Annotated in this window: 13 protein-coding genes; 9 read left to right on the plus strand and 4 right to left on the minus strand. The window is 64.7% G+C overall.

The features are described from left to right. Window positions 1-41 precede the first annotated feature (41 nt). Window positions 42-1,367: a 30S ribosomal protein S12 methylthiotransferase RimO gene (gene rimO, locus HNP49_RS10785; RefSeq protein ID WP_184683132.1), complete on the plus strand. Its 1,326-nt coding sequence runs from the start codon at window positions 42-44 to the stop codon at window positions 1,365-1,367. Between the two features lie 122 nt (window positions 1,368-1,489). Here rimO and HNP49_RS10790 read toward each other — a convergent pair whose 3' ends face one another. Further along, window positions 1,490-4,795 carry a DUF1631 family protein gene (locus HNP49_RS10790; RefSeq protein WP_184683134.1) on the minus strand — a complete coding sequence of 1,102 codons (3,306 nt, stop codon included), beginning with the start codon at window positions 4,793-4,795 and terminating at the stop codon, window positions 1,490-1,492. Window positions 4,796-4,953: 158 nt separating this feature from the next. Here HNP49_RS10790 and HNP49_RS10795 point away from each other — a divergent pair, with 158 nt between their 5' ends. The 5 genes from HNP49_RS10795 to HNP49_RS10815 are packed head-to-tail and all read left to right on the plus strand — an operon-like array spanning window position 4,954 to window position 8,994. Further along, entirely contained in the window at window positions 4,954-5,121 is a 168-nt protein-coding gene (locus HNP49_RS10795) for a periplasmic nitrate reductase, NapE protein (protein ID WP_184683136.1), read from the plus strand. A 16-nt stretch (window positions 5,122-5,137) separates the two neighbouring features. Then, window positions 5,138-5,398 (plus strand): chaperone NapD, encoded by a 261-nt coding sequence (locus HNP49_RS10800; RefSeq protein WP_184683138.1) that lies wholly within the window; start codon window positions 5,138-5,140, stop codon window positions 5,396-5,398. Further along, window positions 5,395-7,899: a nitrate reductase catalytic subunit NapA gene (gene napA, locus HNP49_RS10805; RefSeq protein WP_184683140.1), complete on the plus strand. Its 2,505-nt coding sequence runs from the start codon at window positions 5,395-5,397 to the stop codon at window positions 7,897-7,899. Before HNP49_RS10800 ends, napA begins: the two co-directional genes overlap by 4 nt. Window positions 7,900-7,904: 5 nt before the next feature. After that, the gene (locus HNP49_RS10810; RefSeq protein ID WP_409372544.1) at window positions 7,905-8,387 is read left to right on the plus strand and encodes a nitrate reductase cytochrome c-type subunit; all 483 of its coding nucleotides are present in this window, start codon (window positions 7,905-7,907) and stop codon (window positions 8,385-8,387) included. A 7-nt stretch (window positions 8,388-8,394) separates the two neighbouring features. Further along, window positions 8,395-8,994 carry a cytochrome c3 family protein gene (locus HNP49_RS10815; RefSeq protein WP_184683144.1) on the plus strand — a complete coding sequence of 200 codons (600 nt, stop codon included), beginning with the start codon at window positions 8,395-8,397 and terminating at the stop codon, window positions 8,992-8,994. A gap of 295 nt (window positions 8,995-9,289) precedes the next feature. Here HNP49_RS10815 and HNP49_RS10820 read toward each other — a convergent pair whose 3' ends face one another. Further along, complete coding sequence (locus HNP49_RS10820) at window positions 9,290-10,177, minus strand: oxygenase MpaB family protein (protein WP_184683146.1); 888 nt, start codon at window positions 10,175-10,177, stop codon at window positions 9,290-9,292. A 110-nt stretch (window positions 10,178-10,287) separates the two neighbouring features. Here HNP49_RS10820 and HNP49_RS10825 point away from each other — a divergent pair, with 110 nt between their 5' ends. Then, on the plus strand, window positions 10,288-10,875 hold the full coding sequence (locus HNP49_RS10825) for a TetR/AcrR family transcriptional regulator (RefSeq protein ID WP_184683148.1): 588 nt from the start codon (window positions 10,288-10,290) through the stop codon (window positions 10,873-10,875). Window positions 10,876-10,907: 32 nt separating this feature from the next. Then, window positions 10,908-11,666, plus strand: coding sequence for a 4'-phosphopantetheinyl transferase (locus HNP49_RS10830; RefSeq protein ID WP_184683150.1), 759 nt, complete (start codon window positions 10,908-10,910; stop codon window positions 11,664-11,666). Here HNP49_RS10830 and HNP49_RS10835 read toward each other — a convergent pair. Then, the gene (locus HNP49_RS10835) at window positions 11,626-13,239 is read right to left on the minus strand and encodes an ATP-binding protein (protein WP_184683151.1); all 1,614 of its coding nucleotides are present in this window, start codon (window positions 13,237-13,239) and stop codon (window positions 11,626-11,628) included. The two genes, HNP49_RS10830 and HNP49_RS10835, sit on opposite strands and share 41 nt — an antisense overlap. Before the next feature lie 4 nt (window positions 13,240-13,243). Next, window positions 13,244-13,966 carry a response regulator gene (locus tag HNP49_RS10840; RefSeq protein WP_184683153.1) on the minus strand — a complete coding sequence of 241 codons (723 nt, stop codon included), beginning with the start codon at window positions 13,964-13,966 and terminating at the stop codon, window positions 13,244-13,246. Window positions 13,967-14,718: 752 nt separating this feature from the next. Between HNP49_RS10840 and HNP49_RS10845 the strand changes: the two genes are divergently transcribed. Continuing rightward, window positions 14,719-17,601: a ribonucleoside-diphosphate reductase subunit alpha gene (locus HNP49_RS10845; RefSeq protein WP_184683154.1), complete on the plus strand. Its 2,883-nt coding sequence runs from the start codon at window positions 14,719-14,721 to the stop codon at window positions 17,599-17,601. Window positions 17,602-17,986 lie beyond the last annotated feature (385 nt).

The raw sequence follows: 17,986 nt of genomic DNA on the forward strand, positions 1-17,986 counted from the left end.
TTGATCAGCGCTGCCCTGCGCACGGTTCTCTGAGGTTTTCCATGTCGTCCAACACCACACCCAAAGTCGGTTTCGTTTCCCTGGGTTGCCCCAAGGCCCTGGTCGACTCCGAGCGCATCCTCACCCAGCTGCGCATGGAGGGTTATGAGGTCGTACCGACCTATCAGGATGCCGACGTGGTGGTGGTCAACACCTGTGGTTTCATCGACACCGCCAAGGCCGAGTCGCTGGATGCCATCGGCGAGGCGATTGCCGAGAACGGCAAGGTCATCGTCACCGGCTGCATGGGCGTCGACCAGTCGGCGATCCGCGACGTGCACCCCAGCGTGCTGGCCGTGACCGGCCCGCAGCAGTACGAGCAGGTGGTCAACGCCGTGCACGAAGTCGTGCCGCCGAAAACCGAGCACAACCCGCTGATCGATCTGGTGCCGCCGCAGGGCGTCAAGCTGACCCCGCGCCACTACGCGTACCTGAAGATTTCCGAAGGCTGCAACCACAGCTGCAGCTTCTGCATCATCCCGTCGATGCGCGGCAAGCTGGTCAGCCGCCCGGTGGGCGAAGTGCTCGGCGAAGCCGAACGCCTGGTCAAGGCCGGCGTCCAGGAACTGCTGGTGATCAGCCAGGACACCAGTGCCTATGGCGTCGACACCAAGTACAAGACCGATTTCTGGAACGGCCAGCCAGTCAAGACGCGCATGCTCGAACTCTGCCAGGCCCTGGCCGGCATGGGCGTATGGGTACGCCTGCACTACGTCTACCCGTACCCGAACGTGGATGACGTGATCCCGCTGATGGCCGCCGGCAAGCTGCTGCCTTACCTCGACATCCCCTTCCAGCACGCCAGCCCGAAGGTGCTCAAGGCCATGAAGCGTCCAGCCTTCGAGGACAAGACCCTGGCCCGCATCAAGGCCTGGCGCGAGATCTGCCCGGAGCTGACCATCCGCTCGACCTTCATCGTCGGCTTCCCCGGCGAGACCGAGGAAGACTTCCAGTACCTGCTCGACTGGCTGACCGAAGCCCAGCTCGACCGCGTCGGCTGCTTCCAGTACAGCCCGGTGGACGGCGCCCCGGCCAACGACATGGACCTGGAGCCGGTTCCGGATGAGATCAAGCAGGAGCGCTGGGAGCGCTTCATGGCGCACCAGCAGGCCATCAGCGCCGCGCGCCTGCAGCAGAAGATCGGCACGGAAATCGAAGTGCTGATCGACGAAGTGGACGACGAAGGCGCGGTCGGCCGCGGCTGGGCCGATGCCCCGGAAATCGACGGCAACGTCTATATCGAGACTACCGCCGTCAAGCCGGGCGACAAGATCCGCGTGCGCATCGTCGATGCCGACGAGTACGACCTGTGGGCCGAACCGGTCTGACGCAGGACTGAACAACGGACCGCCTCAGGCGGTCAGGCGGCTCAGCTGAAAACGCCGCGACTCCTTCGGGAAGTCGCGGCGTTTTTCATTCCGGCGCGGTTTGAGTTCGGGGCGTGCGCCGCTTACCCCTGCGTCAGCCACTGCTCCAGCGGCCGTGGTTTCTCCACGCCATAGCCCTGCACATAGTCGACGCCCAGTTCGAGCAGGCGCGCGCGAATGCTTGCCGACTCGACGTACTCGGCGATGGTCTTGCGGCCCAGGGCGTGGGCGATCTCGTTGATCGAACGGACCATGGCCAGGTCGCTGGGGGATCGCTCGATTTCCTTGACGAAGCTGCCGTCGATCTTCACGTAGTCCACCGGCAGGCGCTTGAGGTAGTCGAAGGAAGAGAAACCAACACCGAAGTCGTCGATGGAGAAACTGCAGCCCGCCAGTTGCAGATGACGCACCAGGTCGGCGGTCTTGGCCAGGTTGGCTACCGCAGCGGTTTCGGTCAGCTCGAAGCAGATGCGTGACGGCTCGACCGCGTGCTGCTCGAACAGGCTCTCGATAAAACCCAGCAGCTTGTCGTCGTTGAGGCTGCTGCCCGACAGGTTGATGGAAATCGAGCGGCTGTGCTGCCACACCTGCGGATGCCGCTCCAGCTCGCAGAAAATCCGCTTGAGCACCCAGCGATCGACCTTGGGCATGCGCTGGTAGCGCTCGGCGGCAGCAATGAAATCGACCAGTTGCAGGTCGTTTTCCATCACCAGCAGCAGTTCGTAATGCGGCAGCTCATCGCTGTCCGCCGCCACCGGAGCAATCTGCTGCAGGCGCAGGCTGAGCTCTTCGCGCTCGACGATATCGTCGACCCGCGCGGCAATGGCCAGCAAGCCGTTGTGCTCACCATCCTGATCCTCGCGGTAGCAATGCACGCGGTTGCGGCCATCCTGTTTAGCCGAGTTGCTGGCGCTCTGCAAATCGCCGATGACATTGGCTACGTCGTGACGACTGCTCGCCTCGACCACGCCGATGCTCAGGGTCAGGCCGTGGCGATGGCCTTCCCAGACAAAACCCTGACTCTCCACTTCCGTGCGCAAGCGTTCGGCCAGCGCCAGCGCCTGGGATTCGTCATACCCCGGCAGGGCTACGGCAAAATCGACGCCGCCGAAGCGCGACAGGCTGGCATCGCCTGGCAACAGCTGCGGCAGGCGCCCGGCCAGCTGGCGCAGGCAGGCATCGCCAGCCACCGGGCCGGCATGCTGGTTGAGCAGAATGAACTGATCGAGGTGCGCCAGCAGGAAGCTGTGCGGCAACGGACCGGCCAGACACTGCGCCACCGCCACCTCGAAACTGCGCCGATTGAGCAGGCCGGTCAGTTCGTCATGGCTGCGCGCATGGGTGATCTCGTGATAGAGGCGGCCGACAATATCCTGCAGGGTGCTCTGGATCAGCCCCTCGCCCGGCGCCTCGGCATCGCTGAGCAGCAGGCTGCCGCTGGACAGCGCGTTGAGCAGTTGCTCGCCACTGAGATTGCCGGCCTCGCGCCCCTGGCCGTCGACCAGCACATAGTGATCCATCGCCGGGTTGCACCAGATCAGCTGCAAGGCCTGGCCCTGCGCATCGCGCAGCCAGTCGCCGGCCTGCAGGGCATCGCGGCGCTCGCGCCAGCGCTGCTCGGTGGAGTCCAGTACCAATGGCTGGGCGCTGACTTGCGGCGCGACCGCGACGAACTCGATGGGCTCTTCACCCAGCAACTGGCGACGCAGGCTGGCCAGCACCGTCTGGTACTGATACTGACCGACCAGAAAGCTCTCCATGCGCCGGCGCAGGATATCCAGCAGGTGCTCGATCTCATAGACACGCTCGACGTCATCCTCGCTCAGCGCCGAGAGGTCTTCACTGCGCTGCAGCCAGCGGTTGAGCAACGAGGTCAGGGCCAGGTCACCGCGCCAGCCGACACTGTCCTCGCCATTGCGGATCAGCTCATGGACCAGCAGTTCCTTCCAGCCGGCCGCCAGCCAGTCGAGCAGGATCTGCGCGGCGCGCCCGCCATGCAGCCCATACATGGCGACATCAACCTGGCGCCGAGCGCCTTCCAGGGTGTCGCGGCCGCGATGGGCCTGCATCACCCGCTCGGCACTGTTGCGGTAGGCGCGCTGCTGCAAGGCCAGCAGTTCGTCCAGCGCCGGCGCCTGGGCACTGAACACCGCCACATCGCCCTGATAGCTGGCATTGAGGGTTTCGATCACGCCCTGCACCCGCGCTTCCAGGGCACGATTGGGCGGATCGCAGGCATCGGCCAGACGCAGCACCTTGTCCAGCGTCGAGCGCAGCGGATGAGCCGGATCGGCAAAGGCCGCCGGATCAATCAGAGCAGCCTGCAGTACGGTGGGCAGCAGGCTGCGCAGCGCCGGTTTGAGCCCGGCGGCCAGGCGCTCCTCCTGGTTCAAAGCATCGAACAGTTCACCGACCAGCAGGGCATCTTCGCGCTGCCGCGGGCTGATCGTGCAGCCCTGCAGCTCCAGTTCATGCAGCCACTGCGAGACCGCCCAGTGCTCGCCGGCAGGCGGTCGCTGCACTCCGGCAAAGCCGGCGGCCAGTGGCAGGCCGGGTTCGCCAGCGGCAAGCGCCTCGGTCAGCGTGGAATCGGCCTGGCCAGTTGCCCCCGACGGCATGCCGCTGCCGGCCGAGCTCTGAGCCTGGCGTCCGTCCTGTGCCTGACGCCCTTCCTGGGCCTGGCGCAATTCATGGAACGCCTGATAAGGCCTGGCCCGCGCCGCCTGGCGCTGCGGCACCGCCGTCTGCCTTGGCAGCGGCTGATGGCTGGGGCTCGGCTGCAGAGGCTCGACGTGGTACTGGTTGAGCACCTGCAGAAGCGCCTGCAGGTAGCCCATCAGGGCCACCGATAGAACGCGCTGTACGCTGTTCTGGAACACCAGTCGCGCCAGCGGAGCCTGCTGGCGCAACTGCAGGGCCTCCTGCAACTGACGTAGGAGAAACTCCAGACCCAGCGGGTGATCGCCCTCGCGGGGCTGCAGATCACTCAGGCGATTGAGACAGGAACAGGCACGCCACTCCAGCGGTCCAAGGGTTTCGCGCAGGCTGCGCACCAGACGCTTGGCCTCCAGTAGATCGTCCACCTCGGCGTCATCCACCAGGCTCCACTGACTGCTGTTGTCCTCCTCCTCAACCTGTGGCCCCTGCCCCAGCGGCAGGTACTGGCAGAGACGCGCCACCACCTGCTCAATGGCCTGACGGCCATGGGTACGACAGATCCGGCGCAACTCGTTGCAGGCCTCGGCATCGCGGTTGGAAAACGCCTGCAGGCTCTGCTCACCCAGGGCCAGCTCCAGGGCCTGCAGCAATTCGCGCAGAACGCCAGGCAACTGCGTACGCACAACACTGCACAGTGCCTGGCTGATGACTGGGGCGATCGGTGCTGGCATGACGAGAGGAAGCCTCCTGCACGAATAAACGTCCTGCTTGGACTATAGCCCGCTCTGTCGCCGGCGCGAAGCTTGATACCTGCCGCGCAGCATACCGGCCTGGCACGTCGGCGGCGAACGTCTACGCTTGCAGGGAATTGCCTGCGGAGTCGCCTGTCATGGCCCAAGCCCCTCTACCGCCAGCCGACAAGGACAAGGAAACCCGCCTGTTCCTCTTCCTCATCGTGCTGTTCTTTCCCCTGCTGTCGATCGCCCTGGTCGGCGGCTTCGGCTTCATCGTATGGATGCTGCAACTGATCATGGGCCCACCCGGCCCGCCGCTCTGACCGTCAAGGACGCCCCATGGATGACACCGTGCATATCGCCAGCCTGCTGGTGCACTGCCGCCCCGAACTGCTGCCGGCGCTGCTGGCCAACCTCGAGTGTCTGCCCGATGTGGAACTGCATCAGCACAGCGCCGAAGGCAAGCTGGTAGTGGTGCTGGAAACCGGCCATGAACGACAGATCCTCGAGCGCATCGAGCAACTGCAACAACTGCCTGGCGTACTCAACGTCGCGCTGATCTACCACGAACTCCTCAGCCCGGAAGGAGCCACCGCATGAGTCTGACCCGCCGAGAATTTGCCAAGGCCCAGGCGGCCGCCATTGCCGCGGCCGCCGCTGGCCTGCCAATCGCCAGCACGGCGAGCAACCTGATCACCGACGCCGAGCAGACCGACCTGGACTGGAACAAGGCGCCCTGCCGTTTCTGCGGCACCGGCTGCAGCGTGATGGTGGCAACCAAGAACGGCCGCGTGGTGGCCACCCACGGCGACGTCAAAGCCGAGGTCAACCGCGGTCTGAACTGCGTCAAGGGCTACTTCCTGTCCAAGATCATGTACGGCAGCGACCGCCTGACCCAGCCGCTTTTGCGCATGAAGAACGGCGTCTACGACAAGCAGGGCGAGTTCCAGCCGGTAAGCTGGGAACAGGCGTTTTCCATCATGGCCGAGAAGACCAAAGCCGCACTCAAGGCCCATGGTCCCGAAGCCATCGGCATGTTCGGCTCTGGCCAGTGGACGGTGTGGGAAGGCTACGCGGCCAACAAGCTGATGAAGGCCGGGCTGCGCTGCAACAACATCGACCCCAACGCCCGCCACTGCATGGCCTCGGCGGTGATGGGTTTCATGCGCAGTTTCGGCATGGACGAGCCGATGGGCTGCTACGACGACATCGAAGCCACCGACACCTTCGTGCTCTGGGGCTCGAACATGGCCGAGATGCATCCGGTGCTCTGGACCCGGGTCACCGATCGCCGCCTCAGCGCGCCGCAGGTCAAGGTCGCGGTGCTGTCGACCTTCGAGCACAGAAGCTTCGACCTGGCCGACATCCCCATGGTGTTCAAGCCGCAGACCGACCTGATCATCCTCAACTACATCGCCAACCACATCATCGAAAGCGGTGCGGTCAATCAGGACTTCGTCAGCCGTCACACCAAATTCGCCAAGGGCGCCGACGACATCGGCTACGGCCTGCGTCCCACCGATCCGCTGGAACAGAAGGCGAAGAACGCCGCCACCGCCAACACCTGGAGCGACATATCCTTCGAGCAGTTCGCCGCCTTCGTCAAACCCTACAGTCTGGAGCGCGCCGCCGAGGAATCCGGGGTGCCGGCCGAACGCCTCAAGGCCCTGGCCGAGCTGTATGCCGACCCCAAGCGCAAGGTCATGTCGTTCTGGACCATGGGCTTCAATCAGCACACCCGCGGTGTGTGGGCCAATAACCTGATCTACAACATCCACCTGCTGACCGGGAAGATCAGCGAGCCGGGCAACAGCCCGTTCTCGCTGACCGGCCAACCCTCGGCCTGCGGCACCGCCCGCGAGGTGGGCACCTTCTCCCACCGTCTGCCGGCGGACATGCTGGTGGCCAATCCCAAGCACCGCGCCACCGCCGAGAAGATCTGGAAGGTCCCGGAAGGCACCATCCAGGAGAAGCCCGGCTTCCACGCCGTGCAGCAGAGTCGCATGCTCAAGGACGGCGTGCTCAAGGTGTACTGGACCCAGGTCACCAACAACATGCAGGCCGGGCCCAACGTGATGCAGGAAATCCTGCCCGGCTGGCGCAACCCGGAAGCCTTCGTCATTGTTTCGGACGTTTACCCCACCGTCTCGGCCCAGGCCGCCGACCTGATCCTGCCCAGTGCCATGTGGGTGGAGAAGGAAGGCGCCTATGGCAACGCCGAGCGGCGCACCCAGTTCTGGCACCAGTTGGTGAAGGCACCGGGCGAGGCAAAATCCGACCTGTGGCAACTGGTGGAGTTCTCCAAGCACTTCACCACCGACGAGGTGTGGTCGGCCGAGCTACTGGCCAAGGCGCCACAGTTCAAGGGCAAAACGCTGTTCGAGGTGCTGTTCAAGAACGGCCAGGTGGATCAGTTCCCGGCCAGCGACCTGGCCAAGGGCTATGCCAACGATGAAGCCGAAGCGTTTGGCTTCTACCTGCAGAAGGGCCTGTTCGAGGAATACGCCGCCTTCGGCCGCGGCCACGGCCATGACCTGGCCGCCTTCGACACCTACCATGCCGAGCGCGGCCTGCGCTGGCCGGTGGTGGACGGCCAGGAAACCCGCTGGCGCTACCGCGAAGGCCTCGACCCTTATGTGGAAAAAGGCAGCGGCGTGCAGTTCTACGGCTACCCGGACAAGAAGGCGATCATCTTCGCCCTGCCCTATGAGCCGCCGGCCGAGAGCCCGGACAAGGAATTCCCGTTCTGGCTCAGCACCGGTCGGGTGCTGGAACACTGGCACACCGGCAGCATGACCCAGCGTGTCGACGAACTGTACAAGGCGGCGCCCGATGCGCTGGTGTACATGCACCCGGACGATGCCAGCGAACTCAAGCTGCGCCGTGGCAGCGAGGTCAAGGTGGTCAGCCGGCGCGGCGAGATTCGCGCCCGAGTGGAAACCCGCGGCCGCAACAAGCCTCCACGTGGCCTGGTGTTCGTGCCCTTCTTCGATGCCAACAAGCTGATCAACAAGGTCACCCTGGACGCCACCGACCCCATCTCCAAGCAGACCGACTACAAGAAATGCGCCGTGCGCATCGAACTGGTCAGCCTGGCCTGAGGACCCTGACGATGAGAATCCTGTCCCTGCTGCTCACCCTGCTGGCGTGCACCGCCCAGGCCGCCGACTACCCGCTGGATGCCCCGGCCCCGGATGGTCGGCGCGCCGGCGGTACCCTGACCCAGACCCTGCCCGCACCGGCCCTGATCGACGAGGAAAACAAGGACATCCGCCGCGAGCGCAACTACCCCGAGCAACCGCCGACCATCCCCCACGCCATCCGTGGCTATCAGGTGGACAAGAACGGCAACAAGTGCCTGTCCTGCCACAGCCGCGCCGCCAGCGCCAAGAGCCAGGCACCGATGGTCAGCATTACCCACTACATGGACCGCGACGGCCAGGCCCTGGCCGCGGTATCGCCCCGGCGCTACTTCTGCAACCAGTGCCATGTACCGCAGAAGGACGTGAAGCCACTGGTGGAAAACCAGTTCCGCACCATCGACCAGGTGCTGCAGGACGCCGTGCAGAACAGTGGCCAGACCCCGTGAGGTGCGCATGAAACGACTGATCGAACTGCTGCGCAGCTACTGGGGCATCCTGCGCCGTCCCAGCGTGCATTACAGCCTGGGCTTTCTCACCCTCGGTGGTTTCATCGCCGGCATCGTCTTCTGGGGCGGCTTCAACACCGCGCTGGAGGCGACCAATACCGAAGCCTTCTGCACCTCCTGCCACGAGATGCGCGACAACGTGTTCGCCGAACTCAAGGACACCATCCACTACAGCAACCGCTCCGGCGTGCGCGCCACCTGCCCGGACTGCCACGTGCCGCACCAGTGGACCGACAAGATCGCGCGCAAGATGCAGGCATCAAAAGAAGTCTGGGGCAAGATCTTCGGCACCATCAACACCCGCGAGAAGTTCCTGGAGAAACGCCGCGAACTGGCCGAACACGAATGGGCAAGGCTCAAGGCCAACGACTCGCTGGAGTGCCGCAACTGCCACAACTTCAATTACATGGACTTCACCAGGCAGAGCCCGCGAGCCAAGGAGATGCACTCCACGGCGCTGGCCAGCGGCCAGGCCACCTGCATCGACTGCCACAAGGGCATCGCACACCAGTTGCCGGATATGCACGGGGTGCCGGGCTGGCAGTAAGGGGCAGAGCAAAACCGTCAGCCGGCACAGAAACTGACTGGGCGTTGAATCAACAAGACCAAGCTGGCAATAGCCCGCCGAAAGCAAAAAAAACGGGAGCCCTAGGGCTCCCGTACTCAATCGAGAAATGTCAGAGCCGGCCAAATCCGGCCGCCACTCCAACTACAACCTCACCTGCGCTTCAAATTGAAACGCCCGTTTAGTTTTGCAAATGTGCACGACCGTATCCGTTTAGCTTTGTTGCTGCTTTGTAACGCTTTGTAATTAATTCCAGGCAAGTGACCCGGGTAAAGGCTCAGGCCGCCTGACGCTCCAGCAGTCGGATGATCTTCTCCGGGCCCAGGCGAAACGGCTGGTAGCCCCGCGGATAGCTGGCGTAGTGCAGCGCCAGGGGGCTGTCCTGGAACGAGACCACCTCCCAGGGATTGAAAAGCCGCAGCCACCAGGCCCGGCCCTTGAAGGCCAGCCACACCACGGCGCCGAGTAACCGCGACGGCTTGCCCAGGCCCAGGGCCGCCAGCAGCGCCGGATCATTGAGCAGCACCTTGACCAGCGGCCGGGCCAGCCAACGCAGCGGGCGCGGCAGCATCTGACTCAGGCCATGAATGGCGCCGTCGCACACCTGCTGATTGCTCGGCGCATACACTTCCATGCGCGCCCGGTAATCCTCGCGCCAGCTCTCGAAGGCCGCCAGCGTCGGCGGCATGTCGCGGATATGCATGGCATCGCCCAGTGCGCGAAACGCCATGAACAGCCCCTGCTCCTCGGCCGCCGTCATCGCCCGCCAGCCGAAGCGGCGCAGCCAGCGGATCGGCTCGTAGATGAACAGCGACAGGGTGTACAGGTAGTCGTCATTGGCAATCGGGTAATGGCCGTGGATGCGGTTGAGGTGCTCCACCATCTTCGCCCCGTGCGGTCCGTCGACACCGTCCTGGAGAATTTCGGTGAGGATCGCCCGGGTATCGTCCAGGCGCTTGACGCTGTGCTGCTCGTACTGCCCGGTGCGGTGCAGCAGCGCCGACATGCGCGGCACGGCGAAGGTCTTGAGCTGAGCCAGCTCGCCGGCCAACAGCATGTCCAGAGGAAACTCGTGGCGGGCGAAAATGCGCAGCATCTGCGCGTAATCCTGCTGCGGGTCGAGCTGAGCCAGTTGGCGAGTATGGATATGGCGGCGCAGGGGCATGGGGGAAATCCTTTGACAGATAATAGACAGCTGTCTATTTATCTCCTGCTCCCCGCCCTGCACAGACGACAGGCAGCGCCCGGCGTTCACTAACAGACAGATGCCCGCACATGTCCAGCAACCCACTCGACCGCCGCAGTCAGCGCTCGCGCAAGGCCATCCTCGCCGCCATGCTCGCCCTGCTGCAGGAAAAGCCGTTCAACCGCATTCCCGTGGCGGAAATCTGCCAGCGTGCGGACGTGGCTCGTCCGACCTTTTACCTGCACTTCTCCGGCAAGGAGGAGGCCCTGCTCGGCTTCATGGATGAGGTCTTCGAACAGTTCTTCGCCGCCATCGAGCCGCATCTGCCCCAGGCCGAGATCAACACCCAGACGATCACCCGCCTGCTGTTCGCCCAGTGGCAGGAGCACCACCAGTTGCTCCGTGCCCTGCTCGACGCCGGCCTGGAGAACGCCATGCAGCAGCGCTTTCGCCATTACGGCGCACGCCTGGTCGGGCGCTTTCTCAGTCAGCGCCAGCTCGGCCTGCATGACAGCAGCCTGATGCCCTACCTGATCGACAGCATCGCCGCCACCGCCCTGGCCTTTCTCATGCGCTGGCTGCGCGAGGACCTGCTGCAACCCGCCGAGCAACTGGCCGCGTTCTACGACGCTGTGACCCGCCCCGGTCTGCTGGCCGTGCTGGCACCCCAGGCATGACAGACGCCCGACCCGCCGGGCAGAATGCCGGCATGATCCAAACACCTCCCCCACCCCAGGGCTGCAGCGAGGCGCTGAGCGACTGGCCCTGGCCCGGTGATGCCGATGGCCTGAGCCTGCAACGCTGCCAGTTCGACCCTGCCCGGCTGGACGGCAGCGACTTTGCCCGCCTGGGCATCAGCGCCGTAACCGGTGCGGCCAAACGGCAGATGGAATACCTGGCCGGACGCTACTGCGCCGCCGTCGCCCTGCAGAGTTTCGGCTGCCTGAACGTGCCCGCACGCGGCGACGACCGCGCCCCGCTCTGGCCAACAGGCTTCTGCGGTTCGATCAGCCACAGCCAGGGCGTGGCTCTGGCCGTGGTCGGCCGGCAGTCGGCCTGGCGCAGTCTGGGCCTGGATCTGGAAGCCCAGCTGAGTGACGAACGGGCCCGGCGCCTGTGCGCCGAGATCCTCACCCCCGCCGAGCAGCAGCGCCTGCAGGCCCTGCCGGGCGACGCACAGGCCACTCGGGTGAGCCTGACCTTCTCGCTCAAGGAAAGCCTGTTCAAAGCGCTCTACCCGCTGACCGGGGTGCGCTTCTACTTTCAGGATGCCGAACTGCTCATGGCCGATCAGGGCGTGGCGCAACTGCGCCTGCTGAAAACCCTCTCCGCCGAGTGGACCGCCGGCCGTGAGCTGCCGGCACGCTATGCCGAGATCGACGGCCAGTTGCTCAGCCTGGTGGCGGTCGCAGCCGAGTATGCTGTTCTCAGTCGTCCGCCGGCTGCTGACGCGGCCAGATCAGGCTAAACCGCGCCCCACCCAGCACCTGACTGCGGTCAACCTGGGCGCGGCCATGATGCCAATAGATGATCCGCCGCACGATGGACAGCCCCAACCCATGGCCACCGGATGCACGGGTGCGGCTGTCGTCGAGGCGCAGGAAGGGCGTGAACACCCGCTCCCACTCCGCCTCGGGCACACCCGGGCCGTCATCCTCGACATCGATGCGGCACTGTTCCAGACCGATGCTGAACGACAGCCGCACCTGCGCCTCGGCATGGCGCAGGGCGTTGCTCACCAGGTTCTGCACCGCCCGCTGCAGGTAACGCGGCTCGGCCAGCACGCAACTGTCGCCGCTGTCGGCGGCCAGTTGGCAGGGGCCACGCTCGATGTGCACGCCAACGCGCAGCGGCGCCAGCTCGCCGGCCACCTTGTCGAGCAGACGGGTGAGATCGACGTCCTGATAGTTCAGCGCCGGCGCGCCCTGCTCCAGGCGCGCGTAGGTGAGCATCTCGTCGACCAGCTTGTCGAGTTCCTGAATGTCGCCGTCCATGCCGTCCATGTAACGGCGGCGGGCGTTGTCGCTTTCCGCATCGGCGATCATTTCCAGGCCAAAGCGCAGGCGCGCCACCGGCGTGCGCAGTTCGTGGGACACGGCACGGACCATCTCGCGCTGGATATTCAGCAGGCGCTGCAGCTGCTCGGCCATCTCGTTGAACACCGTGGCCAGACGCCCCACCGCATCGCTGCCGCGCACCGGCACGCGGGCACCGAGCTTGCCGCTGGCGATCAGGGTGGCCACATCCGACAGCGCCAGCAGGCGATGTTCCAGATTACGCACCAGCAGGTAGATGATCAGGCCGACCAGGCCCAGCCCCATCAGCGCGATCAGCGCCTGCAGCTCCGGCGGGTAGTCATCCATCCGGTAGATCGGCCCCATCACCAGCACCCAGGGGCTGTCGAGCAGGCCGGACACCAGGCGGATACCGTCACCGCCCTTGGTCAGCCCCATCACCGTGTCGCCTTCCTCGACGCGGCGGCGCTGGTCGTCATCCAGGTCTGCCTCATCGAGCTTGACCAGACGCAGATCGAAACCGAACTGCTTGTCACGGTGAATGCGCGCCAGCCGCCCAGGCTGCTCACCCGGTTCCAGTCGCTGCAACTCGTCGATCAATAGATAGAGAGTGGCGCGCGCCAGCTGTTCGCTGACCTGCTCCACCTCGGTGGTCAGCAGCAGCGGCTCGTCCCGGCTGAGCATGCTGAACACCTGCGCCGCATGCGGCCCGGTCTGCTCTACCAGCACCTGGCCACTGCGCAGACCGGCGATCTGCCCGGAGTCCAGCTTCAGCTCGCTCAGCGGGCGCAGGCTCAGGCTCACCCCCAGCAGACGACTCCACACCACCAGCGCACGCCGGCGCTCGACCTCAGTCATGGGCAGCAGGTTGTCGCTCATCAGGCGGAAGGTGCCGCGCGCCAGGTTCTCGCGGTATTCGTCGTTACGCACCTGATTGGCCACATGCACCGTGGCCACGCCCAGCACGCCGACCAGCACCAGCGACAGCAGCAGGCCGCCGTAGATGCGCAGGAAGATGGAGTTCACGGCGCTATTCGCTGAAGGCTTCGCCGACGAACAGATAGCCCTTGCTGCGCACGGTCTTGATCAGCCGCGGGTGCATGGGGTCGTCGCCGATCTTCGGACGAATGCGCGAGATGCGCACATCGATGGAGCGGTCCTGGCCGTCGTACTCGATGCCACGCAGTGCCGCAAAGATTTCCTCGCGCGAAAGAATGCGCCCGGCATTGGCCGCCAGCAGCCAGAGCAGATCGAACTCGGCGCTGGTCAGCTCAATCGCCGCGCCAGCCAGGAAGGCTTCGCGCCGCGCACTGTCGACCAGCAGCGGGCCGAACTGCAGACGGCGCACCTCGCCCGCCGGCAGCGCTTCCGCCTCGCCCGCCTCGCTGCGCCGCAGCAGCGCGCGGATGCGCGCCAGCAGCACGCGCGGACGCACCGGCTTGCACACATAGTCATCGGCGCCCATTTCCAGGCCGAGCACCTGATCCATGTCGTCCGAGCGCGCGGTGAGCATCAGGATCGGCCCGTCGTAGCGCGGACGCAGCTGCCGGCAGATGGACAGGCCATCCTCGCCCGGCAGCATCAGGTCGAGCACCACCAGATCCGGCTTGTCGGCGAGGATGCGGGCCACGGCGCGGGCGCCGTCGGACTCGATGGCGACCTTCAGGCCATTGCTCTCCAGGTACTCCTGGGTCAACTCGGCCAGACGCTGATCGTCCTCGACAATTAGGATCTGCCAGACTGCTTGCTCCACCTTCCACCACCCTCGTGACTGCCAAACGCGCGGCATTGTAGCAACGCAGCCGCCAGCCCGGCAGTGATTGCCGACAACGGCGCCACGGCCCTGAAATGCGCCAGGCGGCAGCCGCTGCCCGCCAAACCGAAAACACTAGATATTGTGGTAGCCTTCACAGAAGCAGCGCCTGCAAAGCGACCATGAAGTCAGCCGTCCAGCACCGACGAACGGCGTACCCCAGGCCACCTGCGGCTCCGCGCCATGCCCCGCCAGTCACCCACAATTCGCCCACAATTTATCCACAGGTTGTTCACTCCTGCCCGCCTTGCATTAGCGCAAACAGCGCATTATCTTGTAGCCACGAAACGCCAAACCCCTACATATTGGGTTTAGGCCAGACCACCGGACACAACCAGAACGAAATGCCCAGGCCCTTTCAGTGGCCGTCCACCGGTGCGTCACACCGCTCTTTAAACCCCCGCCAGGCGCCCTGCGCCTGGTCCGGCCCGCCACTTCTGATGTGTGTGCGGTGCTCCGGTAGTGATAGGCGAGCGTTACATCGCCACCACTAGGGATAGTGGTTACGCGCAGTCTGCGTAACCCGCTGACTTTTGAGCCAGGGAGGCGCTTGAGTCGCTCCCTCCTGCCTTACAAAGTCTGCTGTTCGTCGGCATTTGTGCCGCACGGGCCGCATTGCAATGGAATGGGAAGCAAGGCAAGGCGGGCACGCCAAGTGTCCACACCAACAAATAGAGAACATGGAGACACCCATGCATACCGAGAGCAACGTCGAGAACCAGCAGGCCACCGTGCGGCCGAGCGCCGAATCCACCCAGGATCTGGCCGCTACCGCCCCGGGCCAGCTGCGCGTGATCAAGCGCAACGGCACTGTCGTTCCCTACACCGACGACAAGATCACCGTGGCCATCACCAAGGCGTTCCTCGCCGTTGAAGGCGGCACTGCTGCCGCTTCCTCGCGTATCCATGACACCGTGGCGCGTCTGACCGAACAGGTGACCGCCACCTTCAAGCGCCGCATGCCGTCCGGCGGCACCATCCACATCGAGGAAATCCAGGACCAGGTCGAACTGGCCCTGATGCGTGCCGGCGAGCAGAAAGTTGCCCGCGACTACGTGATCTACCGCGAATCCCGTGCCCAGGCGCGCAAGAAAGGCGCCGCCGATGTGGCCCAGCCGCACCCGAGCATCCGCATCACCGCTGCCGACGGCAGCCTGGTCGCCCTCGACATGGGCCGCCTGCAGACCATCATCCGCGAAGCCTGCGAAGGCCTGGCCGAAGTCGATGGCTCGCTGATCGAAAGCGAGACCCTGAAGAACCTGTACGACGGCGTCGCCGAGAAGGACGTCAACACCGCCCTGGTGATGACCGCCCGCACCCTGGTCGAGCGCGAGCCGAACTACTCCTACGTCACCGCGCGCCTGCTGATGGACAACATCCGTGCCGAAGCCCTGGGCTTCCTCGGCATTGCCCAGAGCGCCACCCACCACGAAATGGCCGACCTGTACGCCAAGGCCCTGCCGGCCTACGTGGACAAGGGCGTGGAATTCGAACTGCTCGATCCCAAGCTCAAGGGCTACGACCTGGCCAAACTGGGCGCCGCGCTGAACCACGAGCGCGACCAGCAGTTCACCTACCTGGGCCTGCAGACCCTGTTCGACCGCTACTTCATCCACAAGGACGGCATCCGTTTCGAACTGCCGCAGGTGTTCTTCATGCGCGTGGCCATGGGCCTGGCCATCGAAGAGCCGAAGAACCGCGAAGAGCGCGCCATCGAGTTCTACAACCTGTTGTCGTCCTTCGACTACATGGCCTCGACCCCGACCCTGTTCAACGCCGGTACCCTGCGCCCGCAGCTGTCCTCGTGCTACCTGACCACCGTGCCGGATGACCTGTCGGGCATCTACAACGCCATCCACGACAACGCCATGCTGTCGAAATTCGCCGGCGGTCTGGGCAACGACTGGACCCCGGTGCGCGCACTGGGCGCCTACATCAAAGGCACCAACGGCAAGAGCCAGGGCGTTGTGCCCTTCCTCAAGGTGGTCAACGACACCGCCGTTGCGGTCAACCAGGGCGGCAAGCGCAAGGGCGCTGTCTGTGCCTACCTGGAAACCTGGCACATGGACATCGAAGAGTTCATCGAGCTGCGCAAGAACACCGGTGACGACCGTCGCCGTACCCATGACATGAACACCGCGAACTGGATTCCGGACCTGTTCATGAAGCGCGTGTTCGACGACGGCCAGTGGACCCTGTTCAGCCCGTCCGAAGTGCCGGACCTGCACGACCTCACCGGCCGCGCCTTCGAAGAGCGCTACGAGTACTACGAAGCCATGGCCGGCTACGGCAAGATCAAGCTGTTCAAGACCATCGCCGCCAAGGACCTGTGGCGCAAGATGCTCTCCATGCTGTTCGAAACCGGCCACCCGTGGCTGACCTTCAAAGACCCGTGCAACCTGCGCAGCCCGCAGCAGCACGTGGGCGTGGTACACAGCTCCAACCTGTGCACCGAGATCACCCTGAACACCAACCAGGACGAGATCGCCGTCTGCAACCTGGGCTCGATCAACCTGGTCAACCACATCGTCGACGGCAAGCTGGACACCGAGAAACTCGGCCGCACCGTGAAGACCGCTGTGCGCATGCTCGATAACGTTATCGACATCAACTACTACTCGGTTCCGCAGGCACGCAACTCCAACCTCAAGCACCGTCCGGTCGGCCTCGGCCTGATGGGCTTCCAGGACGCCCTGTACCTGCAGCACATCGCCTACGGCTCCGACGCGGCCATCGAGTTCGCCGACAAGTCGATGGAAGCGATCAGCTACTACGCGATCCAGGCTTCCTGTGACCTGGCCGAAGAGCGCGGCAGCTACAGCACCTTCGAGGGCTCGCTGTGGAGCCAGGGCATCCTGCCGCTGGACTCGCAGCAGATCCTCATCGAGCAGCGCGGCCAGAAGTACATCGACGTCGACCTGAACGAGACCCTGGACTGGGCCCCGATCCGCGAGCGCGTGAAGAAAGGCATCCGCAACTCGAACATCATGGCCATCGCGCCGACCGCGACCATCTCCAACATCATTGGCGTGTCGCAGTCCATCGAGCCGACCTATCAGAACCTGTACGTGAAGTCGAACCTGTCCGGCGAGTTCACCGTGATCAACCCCTACCTGGTCCACGACCTCAAGGCCCGTGGCCTGTGGGACTCGGTGATGGTCAACGACCTCAAGTACTACGACGGTTCCGTGCAGCAGATCGAGCGCATCCCGCAGGACCTGAAGGACCTGTACGCCACCGCGTTCGAAGTGGAAACCAAGTGGATCGTCGACGCCGCCAGCCGCCGCCAGAAGTGGATCGACCAGGCTCAGTCTCTGAACCTCTACATCGCCGGCGCCTCGGGCAAGAAGCTGGACGTGACCTACCGCATGGCCTGGTACCGTGGTCTGAAAACCACCTATTACCTCCGTGCCCTGGCCGCCACCAGCACCGAAAAATCCACCATCAACACCGGCAAGCTCAACGCCGTGTCCAGTGGTGCGATTGACGAGGGCAGCTTTGCCGCCCCGGCCGGTCCGGCTCCGGTGCCGAAAGCGTGCTCCATCGATAACCCCGACTGCGAAGCTTGCCAGTGATGGGAGACGCACGTATCTGAGCAGCCCCCGCGTTGTTGCCGGGCTGGTCCGCCCCCATCGCGTACATCAGTACGCTCAGGGGCTCGAACCTACCCGGCGCCTAGCGGGAACTCGCCCAGCTACGCGCTCGCACCGAGTGGTCTGTTGGTAAAAGCCACAAGCAACTCGGCTTGATTGTTTCCCTCTCCCCACGGGGAGAGGGTCAGGGTGAGGGGGCTCTGCCCTCCCCCACGAATACTGCCCTCGCCCGCCCTGCGGGCCGGGGTACCACCGGTCCGGTGGAACGGCTTTACCCCTTGCGCGCTGTACGCAACGGAACACAATTAGAAACTGGATATCCATACAGGCCGGAAACGCTTGCCGGCCCGCTCGATCAAGCAGGAGA

This window comes from Pseudomonas fluvialis, from assembly GCF_014207935.1.
Taxonomy (GTDB): Bacteria; Pseudomonadota; Gammaproteobacteria; order Pseudomonadales; family Pseudomonadaceae; genus Aquipseudomonas; species Aquipseudomonas fluvialis_A.